Origin of the sequence: Marinoscillum sp. (genome assembly GCF_040222955.1) — a bacterium.
Classification (GTDB): Bacteria; Bacteroidota; Bacteroidia; order Cytophagales; family Cyclobacteriaceae; genus Marinoscillum.
Genome location: NZ_JAVKCA010000004.1, coordinates 83,355 through 103,823 on the forward strand (window position 1 = coordinate 83,355; position 20,469 = coordinate 103,823).

Below are 20,469 nucleotides of genomic sequence, written 5' to 3' on the forward strand. Positions count from 1 at the left end.
CCGGGACTGCCCTAGTTCTTCTTAATCACTTTTAGTTGATCAATGAGCTTGCCCTCTCTGAATATTTGCATGATGTAAATACCCTGATCAATACGGCTAATGTCTGTAGGCACATTACTTCTTCCTTCCATTGCCAACCCGCCATTCAGTTCGTACAATCTCCAAATGCCAGGCTCCGGGGTTTTGACTAAGATTTGGCGACTCGCCGGATTTGGATACACATTCACTCTTTTTTGAGGTCGTGAACCCAATACACCCATTGTAGCAATCACAAAAGTTCCTGAAGCCGATCCCTGGTAATTAGTTTCATTGATTTCGACGAATACGTCGTAGCTGCCGGCTGCCACTGGCGCATCAGCTTCTCCATTGAATGTCATGATGAAATTCAAATCGGGAGGATCAGTTGTAACTTGAGGTTTCTTCTCGGATCCGTCCTCTTCCTGTTCCATACCAGTCAGCGCTAATGTCGCTATTGCCTGTCCGATTGTGAGTCGTCCTTCTTCATATGTAAAAAAATAGTTAGCCGCCTCCCCACCAGAGGCAATGATCTCATAAGTCCCTGCGTCAAGGTTTCCCGAGCGCTCAACTCCTGCTTCCGGGAGGGCCAGTAGAACCTGATCATCCTCGCCATTTACGAATCCTGATATGGAATAAGTAAAGTGAGGAAGTGCTTGACCATAAATCACCTCTTGATCATCTGGTGTCACCACCAACTCAGCCATACTTACTTCAAATGACCTATCCACTGATTCAGCGGATACAAAATCAAGATCACCAGCCTGGCTTGCGGTCATGGTGGTGGTGCCCACTCCCACGATGGTCACTGTGCTGCCACTAACAATGGCCACGGACTCATCCGAACTTTCAAAACTCACGATCAAGCCGGAGGTGGTCGTTGCGATAAGCTCAAACGGTGCATCACCAAACACCTTATCGTCTGGCCCTGAAAATGCGATGGTCTGCTCAAGCTTGGGAATATCAGAAACGGACAAAATCTGCTCCTTCGATGCAGGCATGTAATTGTTGCTGCCCGCCTGTGTGGCTGTAATAGTAGTAGTCCCCGATGACAAGATACTCACCGTTTTTCCCGAAATGGTAGCCACCGTTTGGTCGGAGCTTGAAAAGGCAACCTCCAGACCCGAACTAGAGGTAGCTATCAAATCAAATGGTTTATCGTTTACGGCCTTTTCGTCAAGTTCGCCAAAAGATATAAGCTGACTTGCCTTGTTTACGGTAAGAATTTGCGCTACTTCATCTGCAGATTCAAATTCCTCATTCCCTGACTGGCTGGCAGTAATGGTGGTAGTACCGCCACCAATTATGGTCACCACTTCCCCGGATACAGTAGCCACCTCCACATTTGAGCTCTCGTAAGTGATCTCCAATCCACTAGTGACCGTTGCTGCAAGATCAAAGGTGCCATCACCGTATGTCCTTTCACTCAGTGGCTCGAAAGTAATCGACTGTGAGTACTTGCTGACTGTAATGGTTTGCTGACTTGTGGCTGCGTTGTAGCTTTCATCTCCAGATTGGCTCGCTGTGATGATCGCACTACCAGCTCCTATAACTTTCAAAACCCCCTCTTCAATCAGGGCAACCCCTGTATTGGATGAGCTAAACACTACTTCTAACCCGGAGCTCGCTGTAGCTTCCAGTGGGATATCCTCCGTACCGATTTTCACTTCGGAGGCTATTACTGTAAAAGAAATGGTCTGATCACCTTTGGAAACCTCCAGATCAAATGTTGTAGATACTGACTCATTAAAAGGGTCCGTAGCTGTGATCTCCACTGTGTATTCTCCCAATGTGCCCGCAACAGGGGCCAGGACTAACTCACCCTCAGCAAGCACCATCCAGTCTGGCAATGGCTCTCCTCCAAATAACCGGGATTCAAAAGACATATCATCACCATTCGGGTCATCAAAGATACTGCTCATGATGAGCGTCTGTGTTTCGCCAATGTCCAACCTTAGAAGAGATACGGAAGAACGAACAATCGGAGAGCTGTTATTGGATGTAATGGTCAATAGAAAAACATCAGAAGCACTTGCTTCCCCATCAGAAGCCGTAACCCGAAGGGAATATTGGCCCACATAGTCTTCATGACTGCTACCACTCAGCGTGCGACTGGTAGGATCAAAAGTCAACCAGGACGGTATATCATTTCCATCTTCCATCTTGATAGAAAAACTCAATTCTTCATTATCCTCATCTGAAAATGCCGATTCAGGAATGACGATGGAAACAGCTTCCCCAACATTTACACTGTGGTCTGGTAACCCTGACGCCAGGAATGGTGCATCATTGACAGCAATCACTGTAAGTACAAACTCATCTGACACATCAGCAAACTCATCTGCGGCAGTAAGTACAATTGTATAAGTGCCTGCATCAGACTGCAACGGTGTTCCGGAAAGCTCGAAAGCTGCAGCCTCAAAAACCAACCAGGAAGGTAGCGGATCACCGCCCTTCAGAGCAATGCTGAACGTAAGCACATCATCGTCCGGGTCGGTGAATGTATTAGCATCAAAGCTGTACTGAAAAAGTTGATCCTCGCTGGCTTCCAGGTCCGAGACAGGCACCGCCACCACCGGAGGATCATTATCCAGTGTGACCTTCAGAGTGAAGTCCGTGAAAACACTAGCGGTGAAAGGATCAGTAGCAGTTAACCGTACCGTATGGTTAGCCACATCTGATACTGTGGGGGTACCACTGAATGTCCCGGTAGCACCATCAAAGGACAACCAGTCCGGCAAGGCCGACCCATCTGAGAGACCTGCTGTAAGTGTTAATACATCCTCATCCTCATCCTCAAAAGTACTTGCGGGCACCTCGAAAGAAAAGGTCAAATCCGTTAAAGCGGTTTTAGTTGAAATCGATTGATTCACTACCGGAGCATCATTTACATTGTTAACTGTGACGTCAAACTCATCAAAAACAATCCCCTCCAGCCCGTCATCGGCAGTAACCGTGATGCTGATCGTACCCACATTTGCCTGAAGGGGCGTGCCACTAAAGGTGTGACTGGCAGGGTCAAATGAAAGCCAGGCGGGCAAGGCACCCTCATCAGTTAAACTTGCAGATAGTGAAAGTTCATCCTCATCAGCATCTGCAAACGTATTTTCAGGAATAGAAAAAGTAAAAAGAGCATCTTCATTAGTTTCCTGATCTGGAATACCACTATCCACTGTGGGATCGGCATTGGAGCGATTCTTAAACCAGGTGATCTCATTGTCACCATAGTTACAGACGATAATGTCCAGATTTCCATCATCATTCAAATCTCCTACCTCAAGGTCAATGATATCAGACTCCTGGTCAGAGAGCAATTCTGTAGTAAACGCGCCAGTTCCATCATTTTTCAAAAAATAGAGGGAATGACCGGATCGAAAAGCAGCCACAACATCCAGATCACCATCCCCATCAAAATCCGCCAGATCCAGTGCAACTACATCATCCCCCGTAAGCAAAATTTCGGATGTGTAGATGCCCGTACCATCATTGCTATACAGTGTAAGATCATCCGCATTGGCAGTTACTATATCCTGATCACCGTCGCCATCGATATCATCCATTTTAAGATCTTTGAAGTAAAATCCCATGTGGCTGGTGAAAGAAAGTAGTCCGTCATTTTCATACCACACGTTTTCTCCTCCCAAAATATCCAGATCACCATCCAGGTCATAGTCCAATACTTCCAAAGCGGTATGATCATCGTCACTTACATGAAGCTTGGTAAAAGACAGACTTCCATCATTTAGATAAATATCCACAGAAAGGTTGGAGACAACAATCAAGTCAAAATCTCCATCCAGATCCATGTCCTTTATCCTAAATGCTTCTGGGTCTGAAATACCCGGAATGATGTCCGTGATGGTGAAATTGCCAGCCCCGTCGTTCTTATTCAGCGTGATTTTATCATCAATCGTGGTGGCTGAAATCACATCCAAATCACCATCCTGGTCCAAATCAAAAACCAGAATTGAAGATGCATGGACACCCAGATCCTTGGTGACGCCTGCATCCGCACCTGCCGATACCAGCAAGTTTGCTGTAGCGGCTGTACCTCCAGGTACTGTAATATCTAAATCATCGTCACCATCCAAATCGCCTAAGTCAAGTCCTAGTGGAAAACTATGACTAACAAGAGTTGACTGCTTCACAAATGCTCCGGGAGCGGGTGAGGTATTGGTGTGAAAGAAAAACGAAAAAGGAGAAGTGCGAATGGAGCCATCCTCGGCTTCCAGCGCGTCAGATAGGATGACCGTGTATATACGGTTTTCAGCCAAATCATCCGCCGGGATAAACGTGATTGTGGAAGTTCCACCCCCACCCAAAACCCCAGAAACGGTTTTCCCCTGATCGTCGAGAAGCGTGAAAGATCCTGGTAAAGTAGTGGCCTCCACGTTTTTATCAAATGTGATGGAAACACTTACATCCGTGGACTGATAGGTGCCGCGCAGAGGGGTAAAACTAACTACCGAAATGAGAGGAGGCGCGCTTATCGTGAAATCAAAATCATCAAATGCGGTTTCGCCTGCATGGTCGGTGGCGATCACTCGAAGGGTATAAGTGCCATCTGATCCATATGGGGCTGTTCCCGTCAATGTTTTGCTTGCATTACTAAAAGTGAGGTAGTCAGGTAGGTCGTTTCCATTGGCCATGGTCATGGAATACACCAGTGTATTACTGCCATCAGGATCGGAAAAGACTCCACTCATATCGATAGCAAAAGCAACTCCAACTACGACCTCCTCATCAGACTTAGCGCTGCTCACCACGGGAGCTTCGTTGGCTTTATTCTGGTACCAAGATAGTTTATTCGTTCCCTCTGAAACAGACACTACATCCAAATCCAAGTCGCCATCCAGATCAGCAAAGCCAATAAGGTTTCCCTCATTTGCCGCCAGTTCCCAATAGGTGAAATTGAAACCCCCGGTATTTTCCAACCAGCCTACTGAGTTTACACCATGTGCACCGACTAAAATATCCAGATCACTATCCGCATCCAAATCCACAAATCGTGCTTGCACCGGACCGATGACATCATCTGATACTTCAAGGGCTGTGAACAACTGATTTCCGTCATTCCGGTAAATAACCACATGATTTTCCAAATCCTCCGCGGTGAGAATATCCAGGTCGCCATCACCATCCACATCGGCTACATCTACATCTGACACTCCGTCGGCGGCTTGAGTGATTTCATTGTAAGTAAAACCCTGGGATCCATCGTTTTCGTACCAGGCCAGGAAGTTGGTGCCATAGTTATGACCACCCACTATCACGTCAACATCTCCATCTTTATCCAAATCTTCTGCATACGCCTTATTCGGATTGGTACCAAAAGTTCCGATTTCGAGCTGCGTGAAATTTTGTGCGCCATCATTTTGAAACCAAAGCACATTATCTGAGGCGCTTTCGGTCGCTAAGACATCCAAATGACCATCTCCATCGAGATCCACGACAGAAACACTCATTGTATAATTCATGCTGGCACTTACTACATGAGAAGTAAACACCTGGCTACCATCGTTTTCCAGCCAGGTCCACTTTCCGCCAGAGTTGGCAAACACTACTATATCATTGTCTCCATCCTGATCGATATCAGCTACATCAATTTTACATGAGGTAACTCCACTATGATTGATGTAAGTCACCGTAAAGTTTCCGGCCCCATCGTTAACATGCCAGTTGATCCGCTGATACGGTCGGCTGCTCGTGAGCACATCCAGGTCTCCGTCTTTATCAAGGTCCACCTCCACCATATCAGTGGGTGTAGCATCAACACTAAACTCGTTTTCACTTACAAAAAGTGCAGGGGAGCTCAGTGGATCGGCCGCCCCTACATCAAAATAGTAAGACTTATTCCCTGCTATAATACCTCCACCCTCACTTTTCAAGTCTGTGGAAATAATGACATGCACGCGCTCCCCCGGATAGAAATCATTGTCAGGATCAAACTGGATACTGGGTGTACCTCCTCCAGCAAAGCTTCCTGCTACCAGGCCAGACATGGATCCACGCACCTTGATATTGGAAGACGTCAGGGTGGTATTTTCTATATTTCCTGAAAAGGTGAAAGTCAGGTTATCTCCAGCCGATACATTTTGATCGTAATGCGCTGGGGCGTAAGCGTCGAGCGTCATGAGTGCGGGCACCGTAATCACCAGGTCAAATTCGTCACTGACTTCTGCTCCTGCTGGATCAGCGGCAGTCACTTTCACTGTGATAGTACCCGCATCCGATGCACTTGGCGTACCAGAGAAAGCCCGTCGGTCTGAATCAAACGACAACCAGTCCGGCAGAGGATCTCCTGTATCCAGGGAAGCTGAATAGCTCAGAATCATCAAATCCGGATCAAAAAAAACATTTGAGGGAAAAGTATATTCAAATGAAATATAGGCCTGAGCCAACTGATCGTCAATGGGATTGTCCACAGTGGGGTCTTCGTTTACTTTACTCTCAAACCAATAAATCCCATCACTCTGATAAAGGACAAAATCCAGACGGCCATCCAGATTCAAATCCACTGGATTCATAAACTTCGCAGAACTAAAATTATCAGCCAGAACTCGCTCTGTAAAATTCTCCGATCCATCATTTTCCAACCATACTACCTTGGCATCATTGCTATAGGTGGTAAGAATATCCATGTCGCCATCCCCATCTAAATCCCCCGATTTAATCAGGTGTACGGCATCTGCATCATTGGAAAGCAAGTGTTTCGTAAAAACCTGGGATCCGTCATTTTCGAACCAGTAGTACTCATCGTTTAAATTGGAACTCACCATAACATCCATATCCCCATCGTCATCCAGATCTACCAAATCCATGTAAGACATTGAGGATGAAGAGCTACCCAGTATATGCTGGATCATGCTCCCGGTGCCATCATTTTCATACCAAAGGCATCTTGAGCTTGTCCCCTGGCATATCACATCCACATCGCCATCTCCATCCATATCTGCTATCCCTACCAGTTTTCCATTGGACTGTTCTCCTTCTATGTCCACTATGGTAAAATCTCCGCTGCCATTGTTAAAAGCCAACTGGAGGCCATTATTGGAAGTATAGGCAATATCAACCAGGCCGTCGTTGTTCAAATCCCCGGAAGCTAAAACATTCGGACCATCAGCCTCGGTGGTCACATCATATTCGGTAAAGGAAGCTGCGTCATTCTCAAGCCACTTAAAGAGATCCATTGCAAGCTCTTCAAAGATCACGTCAACATCTCCATCGTAATCCAGATCATCCAGGTGCATGTCAAAGGAATTTCCACCTCCTATGTTTGCCAGCTCGTTGACAGAAGGGGTGTAGGTGCTAAAGGATTCGGAACCATCGTTTTTGTACCAAAACAAACTACCTCCGCCAAGACTTAGCAAGTCAATCTCTCCATCGTTGTCCATATCCGCCACGCTCAAATCTTTTTCCCCGGCATAATATGTGGGCAATTTCTGAGGCTTCAGGGTTGGGCTTGAAGAATAAGAAGGCAGTGTTTTCACACGAAAAGAATAACCAAATCCGTTGGTCAAGGGATCTGCAGAGACGGACTGAATGCCCGATTTGAGCAATAGATGTATTTTATCCCCATAGAGGAATGAATTATCAAGATCAATGGTAATGACTGCAGTACCGCCACCGGAGACGGTGAATGGCAAGCCACCCTGAAGGTCGCTCTTCACCAGGATGTTTCCCGCCAGTGTGCTGGCATCTACAGCCGCACTAAAGGTGACTTCAATATCGGCATCAATAGCTGCGTAATTGGCATTCTGACCAGGTGATAATCCGGTCACCGTAAGCTGGGCTACGGCCCAATGAGAAATGAAAACAAGAAGGAATGTATAAAGTGAATTATTCATAGGGCTTAGATTTAACTCTATGAAATTAGCCTGCGAGATTTGCCTCCAGAACACCCTTTTAGTGAAGGGTAAAAAATTTTGAGTGGGGGGCTATAGTCTTTTAGTGGGCCTAAAGCAACGACAGCCTGTCCATAAATTCCTTTCGGTAGGACTTTCCTATCTGAATTTTGTGGCCTTTCAGAAACACATACCCTTCAGATATGGAATCGATCTGGTCAAAATTGATCAGATAAGAACGATGCACCCGCAGAAAACCGAGCGGTACCAGCTTTTCCTCTATGCTCTTGAGTGTATGGCTAATAATGTACTTTTCTGATTCGGTATAGAGGTAAGCATAATTATCAAACGCCTCAGCGAAGAGAATTTGATCGGACATCACCGAGATGATCTCCTGATCCTTCTTCACAAAAAGCTTTTCAGGGTGGGTCTTGACAGCCACTGGCTGGGGGACTTTATGAAGCGCCAGTGCCACATTGGCTATCAGGTCTCGCTCGCTGAAAGGCTTTACGATGTAACCCGCAGGATGCAGGACCTTCGCCCGATCCAGCGTGGCCTTGTCATAATAGGAAGTTAAAAAAACGAAAGGGATGCCCAGCTTGGGTGCTAACTCTATACCGTCCATCTCACCCTCAATGTTCACATCCAGTATAGCCAGATCTGGCTTATAATCCTCCATGGCCTGAAGGGCATCCGCACCCTCATCCACAATGGCCACCACCCGGTAGCCGTTTTTGGTAAGCGTATCTGCTATGTCATCCGCAATGAGCGGTTCATCTTCCACTACTAAAATCGACGGCTTGGTCATACGACTAATTTATATCTGGAAAGGGTCATCTGCACGGTGGTCCCCTGACTATTGAGGATGTTTATGTCTGCTTTTACCTTTCTCGAAAGTGATCGGATCATTTTCCATCCAAAGGAGTTTGATTTTTCGAGAGCATCGGCATCCATACCCATTCCATTGTCACGAACCATTACACTGAGTTTATCGCCCTCTTCCCGAATCTGTATTTCCAGTAGCCCATCATGCGCAGCAACAAAAGCATATTTGATGGTATTGGTAATCAGCTCATTGATGATGAGGCCAAGCGGTATCACCGTATCTATGTCCAGTTTGATGCCAGAGGCATTAATCTCATAGTCCACACCCTGGACTCCAAATGCACTGAACAGCTCAGACGTGAGGTTTTCCAGATAGTCTTGTACATCCACGCCCCGGATATCTTCGGCGCTGTAAAGTTTTTGATGAATAAGTGCCATGGACTTCACCCTGTTCTGACCCTCCTTCACAGCATCCACTGCCGCTTCGTCTTTGAGCGAACCCGCCTGAAGATTAAGCAAGCTGGAGATGACCTGCAAGTTGTTCTTTACGCGGTGGTGGATTTCCTTTAGTAGTGTCTCACGGTCTTCCAGTGCCAGAGATATCTGTTGATTTTTTTCGGTTAGGAGATTTGAGGTTTTTCGCTTGGTATTGTAGCGGTAGAGTAGAAAGCCGGCAGCTATAAAAAAGATGATAAACCCCGAAATAAAGATGTTTCGCTGGTTTTGTGAGTTGGCCAGAGCCAAAGCAGCGGTTTGCTGGTCTAAGTTCAACGCGGCAATCTCTCTATCCTTTTCTGCGGTTTGATACTTCGTACTCATCTCCGTTACCATGCGGTTTGTCCGATCGCTTTTCAGGCTATCCTCATAGTCCTCATAACTCAGCCTATATTCGTAAGCTTTTTCATAATTTCCATTGGTCGCATTGACACGTGACAGCCCCTTATAGATGTCTCGCAATTGTTCCTTGCTCTGTGCCAGCTTTGCTGAGGCTAAGGCCAATTCTAAATTGGTGATGGCATTTCCATACCGCCCCTGCATTCTGTGCAATTCTGCAATATTGAAATAGGATCTGGCTATTTCCTTCTTATCATCCACTGTTTGATAAGTCAGGAGGGCATTGTGAAACAGCTTTGCAGTAGAATCGGGTTTGTCCAAATAGTAATAGAGTATTCCCAGATTATTGTAACTCCCCGCAAGGGCATAGTAATCCCTGGCATTTTTCCGGTAATGAATGGCTTTTCGGTAAAAAAATTCGGCCGAGTCCAGTTGATCCCTTCTCCTAAATTCAATGCCCAAATTGTTATAAATATTGCCAAGGGCTTCAAAGTCTTCACTTGCTTCTTTCAGCGGTATGGCCTTCCGATAATAGGAAATAGCCTCATCTGCTTGACCCAAATTTGACATGACAAGACCCAGGTTAATATAGTTTGAACCCAGTATTTTTTCATTGCCTATTTTCTCATTGAGCTGGATTGACTCAAGAAGTATCTCAGCAGCTACTTCATAGTTTCCCCTTTCTTGTTCTATATGCCCCATGTTGTTTAGGGCGGTTGCTCGTCCCTTTTCATCTCCCAGTTTCAGATAGGATTCGATCGCCTTTCTGTGCAAAGCTACGGCCGTGTCATATTCACTCCTGATAATAAAAACGGATCCTAAATTATTATAGCTCTCTGCAATTCCCCTTTCAAAACCAATGGCCTTAGATCGCTCCAGAGCTCGCTGACCATAACTTATGGCACTGTCAGGAAAGTTCTTTCTGAGTGCATATGTGGCATCAAATAGGATTTTAATTCCTACAGAATCAGGGGAAGAGGAGACCACTTGCTCCAAGCTGTCAAAATCAAATTGCTTTTCCGAAGGCTGGGACTGAACGATTCCAACTGAGGCGAGGCAAATGACCAAAACGAATATTGGAATTAGTTTCTTTCTTAGCGATGACATGAGTCGAAAGATAACATACTGAGGCATTAAAACACCGGATCTGACGCAAAAACCATCTGATCTACGGTCAGGAGTCATCGTCAGACTTTCGCTAAGAACAAAACCATAAGACACGGATGCTGATAAGGTGACTAATCTTCTATGTATTCAGCCGGAAGTCTGCCAAAGCGTTTCTTGAAGACCGTAGAAAAGTAAGCCGGCTGGGGAAACCCAACGGCGTAAGAAAGCTGGGATGTGCGCTTATAAACTTTTTTCTGGATGAGGTCCATAGCCCGCTGGAGCCTGATCTCTTTGATGAAATTGGCCGGGGTGAGCCCGGTCATCTCACGAATGTATCTGTACAGCTGGCGCTCGCTCATTGATGCTGCCTCTGCCAGCCTGATCACATTGAAGTTGGAATCATCAATGTTGTCATACACTTCCTTTTCCAGTTTTTTCAAAGTCTTTTCCTCATGGGAAATCTCCTCCTCCTGTGGCTCTGCCTGTGAGGTGATCCGCTCAGAATAATTATAAATGAGGTTTTGCACCCGCACGAGGAGCTCCTCTGCAAAGAACGGTTTCACCAGATAGTCATCGATTCCTATCCTCAGGGTATTCACTTTCTCGGTTTCATCACCAATGGCACTGACAGTGATAAAGGGTATGCCTCTCCAGGTTGGATGTTTTTTAACTTCTCTGGCAAAGGTGAGGCCATCCATACGGGGCATCATCACATCAGAGACGATCAAATCAGGGGTATGAGCACGGAGCTTTTCCAATCCTTCCATACCATCCCTGGCTTCTATCACTTCAAAATCCCTGCTCAGGAAACCTGAGATATACGCACGCATATCTGCGTTGTCCTCGACCACAAGGATTTTTTTATCCTTCAAAACAGAACGGTAATGAGCTGGCTCTTCTTCGATGTCCAATATAGCTGCCTGAAGTACCTCGTCCTCCTTCGCCAGCTCATCTCCCCCCATGAGCCTTTTGCCGGGCAGGAGTAATTCGAAACGGCTGCCCACTCCCAGTTCACTGGTGACAGAAAGGTCCCCACCGTGCATCCTGGCTATCTCCTTACAAAATGCGAGACCTACTCCAGTACCTCCCTGGCGACCGCTGGAGTTGGCAGACTGATAGAAGCGATCGAAGATTTTATTCAGGTCCTCTGCGGGAATACCATCTCCGGTATCTCTTACAAAAAGGGCTACTTCCTCCTCATTCACCTGAAGCCCAACTGTGATTTTACCTCCTTCGTGTGTGAATTTCAAAGCATTAGAAATGAGGTTAGTCAGAACATTGTTAATTTTTTCACGATCAGCACTGATCACCACAGAATCCTGAGGGTCCAGGTCAAACTCCAACTTCACTTTGGTGTGTCGGGCGGCACTATCAAAACTGGCCAGGGCATTCAATACCATCTCCGTCAGGTTAGTCCTACCAAGGTTAACAGGCATCTTGCCATCTTCCATTTTAGAAAGGTCCAAAATCTCATCCACGAGCTTCTGTAGCTGGCCTACATTTCGGTCGGCTATTTTGAGATCCTTATAGATGTGATCATTGCTGGGAATCGCTCCAAGTGCCTGCCGGATAGGCCCTTTGATAAGTGTTAGCGGGGTTCTCAGCTCGTGAGAAATATTGATAAACCAACGGGACTTAGCCTCCTCCATGGATTTGATCTCCTTGTTTTTCTCTTCAATCTGCTGATTCTTTTGTTTCAGAATGTTGTTGGCTCTATCCTTCAGTCGGCGGCTTCTGTAAATCATCACTACCAGCACCATGACGAACAACAGGCCGACAATCAGAATATTTCTCTGAAATTCCTTACGACCCAGCTCACCAGAGGCCCTTTCCAATTCCAGGTCTTTCTGGGCCAATTCCTTTTGCTTTTTCAGGGTGCTGTATTGGGCTTCCACCTCCTGCAATTGCCTCGTCATATCCAGGTTATAAAATGAGTCGCTTTTGGCCCGCACTTCTTTCAGTAATTCATAAGCTTGCTTGTACATCCCCCTCTTGAAGAGGTACTGATGATTGATTTCGTTCAGGTTATTCTGGAGGTTTCCAATGGCGTATTTATCTGCCAATTCTCGGGTAAGATTCATATACTTTGGCACCGAGTCCAACAGGTCAGTGGTCACATATAAAAAAGCAAGGTTTTGATAGGTATAGGCCAGTTGGATATAGTCCTTAACCTCTTTACCCAACGACACAGCTTCCCGATAATAAGCCTCTGCACCATCATATTCCTTAGTCTCTTCTTTGATAATACCAATGCCCAAAATATAGTCCATACGCTGCCGGGGATCGTTGATGCTCCACTTCAGTGCCTTTTCATAGTATTCCAGGGACTTATCATAGTCTTTTTTGACCGTGTATAAATTCGCTATGTTTCCCAGAACCTTTGAAACCCCCGTGGAGTCCCCAATGGACATATAGAGTTCCAGAGCCTTTTGGTAGTTCTCCAGAGAAAGATTGAACTCAGCAATGTAACAATAGCTGTTTCCTATGCCATTGTATGCATTTCCTGCCTCAGATTTCATGCCCAGATCTTCATAGATTTCCAGTGCCTGATGGTAAGCACCGATGGCGCTGGAGATGTCCTCAATGTCATAAGACAGGTGCCCCAGAAAAACAAGGGAGGCAGCTTTATCCTTGACTCTTTCAGGAACTTTGGCGTAAAACCCAATGGCCTCCTCTATAAAATGCTTGGCTGAATCAAACTGAAATTCGGTGAAGTAATGACGGCCCCATAGGAGGTTAATACGAGCCTTGACGGTATCTGAAGGAGAGGAGAAATAGGGCTGACTCAAAGCCCACAGGCTCTCAGTAGGTGGCTCATCCTGAGCCTCTATAGCTTCAATAGATCTAACCAAATCTTGGAATTCATTACTCTGGGAGAAAGCCCAATGAACACAAAAAAAGATACCGATCAATAGAAAAAATGCGTACTTATTCGCTGGTTGGCTGCTCATATTCCGCTTCTATCTTCATACCAAAGAATCCGAAAATTAACTCATTTTAGCAACTAAATATCGCAATAGATCAGAAAAATACCTGAGCGAGAAATAAAACAAATTGATAATGAGCCTGTTGAATACTCAAAGAATCGATCACTATAAAACTTTAACAATATGAGTGCTAGCAAAACATTGTTCACATTTATTACAGGAGTGGCATCAGGACTGGCCATTGCCTACTATGCAGACCCTAAGGGAAGTCAGCAAAAGCTGAAGAAGATAGAAAAGGATCTGAAGAAAACGAGAAAGACCCTGGATAAGAAACTGACGGAGTATAAAACCGGCTACAATGATATGGTGGAAACCTACGCGGCAAAGTCTAAGGGACTGATAGACAATGCCAAGGGTCTGGTAGATGGCGCCAAGAAGTCTGTCAAGGCACAATAATCCTTTATAAGGGAAATATTTCTAAGCATTTTTGGCAACAAAAATGCTTTTTTTATGCCCTGGTTTCAGAACCAATACTCCAGAAGGCCCAGGGTAAGAAGCGCTAAGATCAGATACCCCAGCCCCCTCAGTAGCGAGTGAGTCACCTGCTTTCTCATGAGCTGATTAAAGGCCTGCCAATGTTGCATGTATTTGTATAAGGGATGTACGTCCTTTCGGGATCTTGTAACTAACATATCTGCGATTTTTGGTAAAAGTATGGGTGGGACGCTTCATGATCTTGCCATTCGGGAGCACAATCCCGCCAACTTTTAATAACCCCGGCTAGTGCGTGCTGAGCGCCTGATAAAGTTTTTCACGTTCGATGGGTTTGAGTAGAAAACCATCGAAATAGGGCTCAAAAATCTCTCGTTGGTGTGCGGTGATATCGGCAGTCAAAGCAAAAATAGGGGTACCGGTATTTGGGTTTTCTGATTCGCGAATGGTCCTGGCAGCATCGAACCCATCTACTTCCGGCATGTGAATATCCATGAGAATGTAATCGTACTTGTGGAGACTGGACATTTGGATGGCCTCTGATCCATCCCTGGCATGAGTGGCTTTTACTCCCCAGTTGCCTAGCAGTTTGAGAGCCACCATGGCATTGATCATGTTGTCTTCAGCTATAAGCACAGTACGGCCCCTGAGTCCATCAGATTCCTGACTGGTGGGAGCACCATTCATTTTTCCTTTGACAAAACTCACCTGAAAGTAAAACACTGATCCCATATTTTCCTGAGTCTTTACATGAATATTGCTACCGTGCAAACCGATGAGCTTTTTCACAATCGCTAATCCCAGACCGGATCCGCCCTGCTTCTTGGTGGTGTAAGACCGGGGCTGAGAGAAACTTTCAAAAATTTCCTCCAGAAAATTCTCAGGAATGCCTCCACCTGTGTCCTCCACCCTGAACTCCAACTGATCCCTGGATTCGCCCTGATCCAATAATTTAACCTCCACATTCACATGGCCCTCATCTGTATACTTGATCGCATTACTGATGAGGTTGCCCAAAATCTGAGATATCTTGGTTTCGTCCGCCAAATAGACCTCCGCCAATGCGGGATCCATGGTCAGCTTGAGGTCAATTCCTTTTTCACGAGCCATCCCCATATAGGCATTTCGGATGTTCCCCATCAGCTGGCTGATTTCCACTGGCTGAGTTTCCAAAACTACCCTTCCCGCATCCAGCTTACTGAAATCCAGTATGTCATTGATGATCCGTAAAAGATTATTCGCTGAAAACTTCAGCGATCGCAGTAACTCATTCTCTTCTTTGTCTGACCTTTCTTCCAGTAGGGAGGTGATGGTAATGACCGCATTGAGTGGTGTTCTGATCTCATGACTCATCGTGGACAAAAACTCCTGCTTCACCCTCGAAGCCTCCTCTGCCCTATTCTTTTTCTTGAGAATTTCAGCCTTCTCCCGGTTCATCTGAGCCTCCTTCTGAAGCCGTTCCATTTTGGATACGGCTTCATAGCTTTCTATCACTTTTTGAGTCTGGGTATTTATCACCGCCTCCTTCTCCTTCAGATAGATTTCCAGGTACTTCAGTGCCTCCACCGCATCACCCTTCTGCCGGCAGAGTTCGTATTTCAGGTAATTACAATTGATTTTAATAATCACCATATTATACTCTTGTGCAAAGTCCAATGCTTCATCCAGCATCTTGTCAGACTTCTCCAGATCTCCTATTTCCCTGTATAGCTGTCCCAGTTTGTAGTAACACATGCCCCGGCCTAGCCTCTCACCCATTTCCACATGGATTCGAACGGCCTCCATGAAAGTCTCCTCTGCCTGTTGAAACGCCTTGCGCTTCACGAAAACCTTGGCCCTTCCGTATAGCCCAAATGCCAATCCCCGGATGTCCCCCGTTTCATTCTTCATGCGGATGGAGCGCTCTATCATTTCATCAGCTTTATCTATTTCACCTCTGTTCAGATAAATGCCAGACAAAGGATTGTAGGCATTGGATTCCAGGTTTAGATCACCAGCCATTTGAGCGGCTTTGATGGCTTTTTCGTAAGACAGAATGGCGCTCTTCTGGTCTCCAAAATATTCATAAATGGTACCCAGAGATTTTTGAACCCTGGATTGGTTATGGAAATCGTCTAGCTTTTGATAAATCTCAAAGCAATCAATCAGATAAATAAGCGCCAGGTGGTAGTTGTCTGTGCGGTAGTACACCCCCGCGATGTTGTATTTGACGTCAGCAATACCTTTTTCGTCGCCCAGAATCTGAAAATACCCCAAAGCCTTTTTGCCAAGCTTCATGGTTTTCTTATACTCGCCCAAAATCATATGAAAAAGGGAAAGCCTTGAAAGGGAGCGGGCAATAAGAATGGCCTCGTCCAGCCGCTGACTAATCTCCAGGGCTTCCTGAGTCAGCAAGACACTTCTGGACAGATCACTCACCCTCAAATCATAGGCTTCTGCCAGGAGGCGTGTTACTTTTTGGGCATCTTTCACATTCGTCTGATACATGTCTGTAACTACTTGTTCAGGGGGTACATTCAGGGCACAAACATGAAAATAGTGAAAATTATGAGAATTCTGCTGCCATCAATCATTTTGCTCAATGCTCCGGCATGTCAAAATTGACAGCTTATCTCCACCTCACACAAACAATAGTGGCAAATTAACCGCTGGAGTAAAAACCACACACCTCTGCGCTGTTTGACGTAAAATAGGGCAAACCAACTCCACACCCATGACATCAGAATACATCAAAACCACTGTGAGAAGTTTGGCCAAAAACAAACTGATCAGCTTCATCAACATTGTTGGACTGGCCGTAAGTCTAGCTGCATTTTTTTTCATCTACAGATACGTGACGAAGGAACTGAGCTATGATCAGGGACACCCACACTACGAGCGCCTATACCGTGTGGCTGAGCTGATAGAGAGTGAAAATTATCTTGAGAATAGCTCAAGTTCACCCTGGCCTACCGGCCCGGCCATTGTCAGAGAGTTTCCGGATGATGTGGAGGGTATGGTAAGGTTCTTTGACTTTCAAACACCCATTATTACCATCACCCTGGAAGATCAGCGGAAGTTCAATGAGCGCTACATCTATTTCACAGACTCCACCGTGTTTGACCTGATGGATTTTAGGCTGATTCAGGGTGATCGGTCGGCCTTATCCGGACCTTTTTCTGCAACGATTTCCAAAAATCTTGCAGAGAAATACTTTGGAGATGAAAACCCCATCGGGAAGAAAATCACCCGTGAGGGGTTCAATACAACCTATACCATTACAGGGGTATATGAACAAGGATCCATCTCTCACATCCGTGCCGAAATGCTCCTTTCCATGCAAACGCTGGAAACCAATGCTCCTTTCCTCAGAAATCAATGGGTATGGAATCCGGCATGGACTTATATCAGGCTCAGCGAAAGTGCTTCTGTGCAGGACCTGGAAGAGAATAAATTTCCGCTGATGGTGGAAAAGTATTACGATCCCCGAACCAAGGATAAAACCAGTCACTATCTGCAACCCATTCAGGATATTCACCTGGGGTCACACCTTGAATTCGAATTAAGTGCCAACAGCGACATGAAATATGTCTACATTTTTATCTCCTGTGCACTGTTTCTCATCGTTATTGCCGTCGTAAACTTCATCAACCTCTCTACCTCGTTTTCTCTCCTAAGGGCAAAAGAAATAGGTGTCAGAAAGGTATCCGGTGCCACCAGGTCCCAACTGGTTTTCCAGTTTCTATCTGAGTCAGTCATCATTTCACTCATTGCCTACGTACTGGCCCTTGTTGGATGTTATGTAGCACTCCCATTTCTGCAGAACCTGATCAACATAAGTTTTTCAGAACTGTTTGGATTAAGCAATTTGCTCTTCCAACTGGGAGTCGTGGTTTTGGTTGGGTTGATTTCCGGGATATATCCCGCCTTCTTTATCTCTTCATTTGATCCCCTGCTGGTCTTCAAAGGCAAATTCATCTCCAATGCGAAGGGGCAAATCCTGAGAAAGGGCCTGGTCATCTCTCAGTTTACCATCGCCATAGTGCTCATTATATTTACCTATGTCACCTATCAGCAGCTACAGCTCCTTCGCAATCAGGACTATGGCTACCATACCAATGATGTGATCATTCTGGACGCGGCCACCACCAACCTCGGTCAGCGAATCGAAGGATTTAAAACTGCCCTAAAAGCCAATGCGTCCATTGAATCCATCACCACAATGAGTGACATGATTGGAGCTAACAACAATAACCACGATTTTCATCACGAAGGCATGCAGCCCGGCACCTGGAATTTTTATCCTGCTCTACTGGTAGATGAAGACTTTGCAGGCACGATGGGTCTTGAGGTGGTTGCCGGAAGAGATTTCAATAGTAACTATCAAAAAGAAGACAGCCTGGCGGTGCTCATCAATATCGCCATGGCGAAAACACTGGGCTATGCCACCCCTGAGGAAGCCATTGGTCATCCGCTCCGCTCGCTCTCAGGTACTGAAAACATCGTGGGTGTAGTCAGGGATTTCAATTACAAATCGCTCCATTCTGAAATAGGTCCTTTTGTTCTGGATATCGGTCAACGTGGACCCAATGGGTTTTTCTTCTTTCGCCATGTCGCCATCAAGGTTAATGATGTCAATAATGAGACCCTGGGTCATATTCAGAAAATATGGGAAGAGTTTGTTCCGAATAAGCCTTTTACCTATAAAATTCTTGGTGAAGAATTGCGTGGGCTTTATAAAAGTGAGAACAACCTGGGGCAGATTCTTGGAGTTTTTGCAGTACTCACCATCATTATTGCCTGTCTTGGACTCTTTGCATTGGCTACGTTCATTGCACAGCAAAAGACCAAGGAAATCGGTATTCGGAAAGTTCTGGGTGCCGGCCATCTGAAACTCTTTTTGGTGGGGTACAAAGAGCAGTTTCTTCTGATCATAGGCTCTCTCGTTTTAGCGACACCTATTGCCCTGCTTTTGGTAAGGAATTGGCTCTCAGATTTTGCCTACCGGGTAGATCTCGGACCTGCCCCCTTCCTGGCAGCTGGAGTACTTGCCATCCTGATTTCAGCATTGACTGTATTTTCCAATTTTTATAAAACCATCACTGCAGATCCGGCAGAAGTCCTTCGTGATGAATAAAAGGCACAAAAAAGCCAGCTCCCTGGGAGCTGGCTTAGTGACCAATCTCCGCGATCAGTCTGCCCTAGTAATCTTCATTCCTGTTTAGTATTTCACGACCCTTTGATGACTCACCATCCTACCATTGGGGTCACTTACCTGAATCAGATAAACCCCTGCTGGCAGACTGTCAACAGCTATGGTTTGGTTCGTTTTGTGCTCGATCTGTAATACACCACTGATGTCATAAATCTTTACTATGAGTCCGTCATCTCCGCTAACCGTCAAACGTTCAGTGGCTGGGTTGGGATAAACCTTCACCTCATTCACCATCGGCAGAGCACCTAAGGCTACTGCTTTTGTGAGTACAAAACTGCCACTAGCTGACCCTTCATAATTGGTCTCCAAAACTGTCACTTCCACAGCATAAGTACCTGCCTGCGTTGGCAAGGTGCTGCTGCCATCAAAAGTGATGGAGTAGTTGAGTGCAGCCGGGTCGGTGGTGACCGTTGGCGATTTGGCGGTACCATCTGCAGTTTGGCTGAGGCCCGCAAGGGTAATCGTTGCCAGGGCTTTGTTGATGATCAATATTCCCTCCGTGTAATCGAAGACATAGTTTTGATCTGCTCCTCCAGATACGGTGATGGCATAAGTTCCCACGTCGCTCGTTTGCGTGGCAAGGGTGGAGGCAGAAGGAACCGCCTCCAGATCTGCCTCCGAATCATCACCGATAAACCCCTGATAGCCAATGGTGAATACGGGATTGACTGCTCCATACACCCTGGATGCATCACCTGCTGACACCATTAATGATGCCTTGCCAATGATCAAATTCTGACTCACATCGCTTGCTACCCCATGGTTATCATCCCCTGCCTGACTGGCCGTAATGGTAACTATACCTGCACCCATAATCGTCACGGTGCTTCCCGAAACAGAAGCCACTGTTTCATCTGAGCTGGTAAAGGTCACAGTCTGGCCGCTGGCGCCTCCAGTAGCCATCAGCTCAAAAGCCTGATCGCCATAAGTCCTGTTGGCCAGTGCCTCAAACCTGATGGTTTGAGTGGCCTTTTCTATGGTTAAGCTTTGGGCTACATCCAATGCCGCATTGTAGTTATCATTCCCGGCCTGACTGGCTGTGATGGTGGCAGTCCCTGCACCCATGATCGTCACGGTGTTACCCGAAACTGAAGCTATCGTTTCATCTGAGCTGGTGAAGGTCACCGTCAATTCTGAACTGGCTGTGGCCGTGAGATCAAAAGCCTGATCTCCATAAGTCCTGTTGGCCAGTGCCTCAAAACTGATGGTTTGAGTGGCCTTTTCTATGGTT

General features: G+C 46.1%; 9 protein-coding genes. 2 read left to right on the forward strand and 7 right to left on the reverse strand.

What is annotated here, in order from left to right; genetic code table 11:
- Window positions 1-11: 11 nt before the first annotated feature.
- From RIH33_RS01265 to RIH33_RS01280, 4 genes are all read right to left on the reverse strand, one after another.
- Window positions 12-7,862: a putative Ig domain-containing protein gene (locus RIH33_RS01265; RefSeq protein WP_406649984.1), complete on the reverse strand. Its 7,851-nt coding sequence runs from the start codon at window positions 7,860-7,862 to the stop codon at window positions 12-14.
- Between the two features lie 109 nt (window positions 7,863-7,971).
- Window positions 7,972-8,667, reverse strand: coding sequence for a LytR/AlgR family response regulator transcription factor (locus RIH33_RS01270; RefSeq protein WP_406649986.1), 696 nt, complete (start codon window positions 8,665-8,667; stop codon window positions 7,972-7,974).
- On the reverse strand, window positions 8,664-10,625 hold the full coding sequence (locus tag RIH33_RS01275; protein WP_406649987.1) for a tetratricopeptide repeat protein: 1,962 nt from the start codon (window positions 10,623-10,625) through the stop codon (window positions 8,664-8,666). The genes RIH33_RS01270 and RIH33_RS01275 overlap by 4 nt, the downstream gene beginning before the upstream one ends.
- Before the next feature lie 131 nt (window positions 10,626-10,756).
- Complete coding sequence (locus tag RIH33_RS01280; protein WP_406649988.1) at window positions 10,757-13,477, reverse strand: ATP-binding protein; 2,721 nt, start codon at window positions 13,475-13,477, stop codon at window positions 10,757-10,759.
- Window positions 13,478-13,735: 258 nt separating this feature from the next.
- Here RIH33_RS01280 and RIH33_RS01285 point away from each other — a divergent pair, with 258 nt between their 5' ends.
- The gene (locus RIH33_RS01285) at window positions 13,736-14,008 is read left to right on the forward strand and encodes a hypothetical protein (protein ID WP_406649990.1); all 273 of its coding nucleotides are present in this window, start codon (window positions 13,736-13,738) and stop codon (window positions 14,006-14,008) included.
- Between the two features lie 65 nt (window positions 14,009-14,073).
- On the opposite strand, the gene RIH33_RS01290 is transcribed toward RIH33_RS01285, so the two are convergent.
- Together RIH33_RS01290 and RIH33_RS01295 are read right to left on the reverse strand one after the other, a co-directional pair.
- Complete coding sequence (locus RIH33_RS01290) at window positions 14,074-14,244, reverse strand: hypothetical protein (RefSeq protein WP_406649992.1); 171 nt, start codon at window positions 14,242-14,244, stop codon at window positions 14,074-14,076.
- Window positions 14,245-14,332: 88 nt separating this feature from the next.
- A complete protein-coding gene (locus RIH33_RS01295; protein ID WP_406649993.1) occupies window positions 14,333-16,531 on the reverse strand; it encodes a DUF2225 domain-containing protein in 2,199 nt (732 codons plus the stop codon).
- A 226-nt stretch (window positions 16,532-16,757) separates the two neighbouring features.
- Here RIH33_RS01295 and RIH33_RS01300 point away from each other — a divergent pair, with 226 nt between their 5' ends.
- Window positions 16,758-19,160 carry an FtsX-like permease family protein gene (locus RIH33_RS01300; protein WP_406649995.1) on the forward strand — a complete coding sequence of 801 codons (2,403 nt, stop codon included), beginning with the start codon at window positions 16,758-16,760 and terminating at the stop codon, window positions 19,158-19,160.
- Between the two features lie 84 nt (window positions 19,161-19,244).
- On the opposite strand, the gene RIH33_RS01305 is transcribed toward RIH33_RS01300, so the two are convergent.
- On the reverse strand, window positions 19,245-20,469 hold a 1,225-nt coding region (locus RIH33_RS01305; protein WP_406658689.1), incomplete at its 5' end, for an MBG domain-containing protein.

Bases quoted from the DNA above. Each gene is read 5' to 3' on its own strand.
- RIH33_RS01275 (WP_406649987.1), bottom strand. From the start codon at position 10,625: ATGTCATCGCTAAGAAAGAAACTAATTCCAATATTCGTTTTGGTCATT.
- RIH33_RS01285 (WP_406649990.1), top strand. From the start codon at position 13,736: ATGAGTGCTAGCAAAACATTGTTCACATTTATTACAGGAGTGGCATCA.
- RIH33_RS01290 (WP_406649992.1), bottom strand. From the start codon at position 14,244: ATGTTAGTTACAAGATCCCGAAAGGACGTACATCCCTTATACAAATAC.
- RIH33_RS01295 (WP_406649993.1), bottom strand. From the start codon at position 16,531: ATGTATCAGACGAATGTGAAAGATGCCCAAAAAGTAACACGCCTCCTG.
- RIH33_RS01265 (WP_406649984.1), bottom strand. From the start codon at position 7,862: ATGAATAATTCACTTTATACATTCCTTCTTGTTTTCATTTCTCATTGG.
- RIH33_RS01270 (WP_406649986.1), bottom strand. From the start codon at position 8,667: ATGACCAAGCCGTCGATTTTAGTAGTGGAAGATGAACCGCTCATTGCG.
- RIH33_RS01300 (WP_406649995.1), top strand. From the start codon at position 16,758: ATGACATCAGAATACATCAAAACCACTGTGAGAAGTTTGGCCAAAAAC.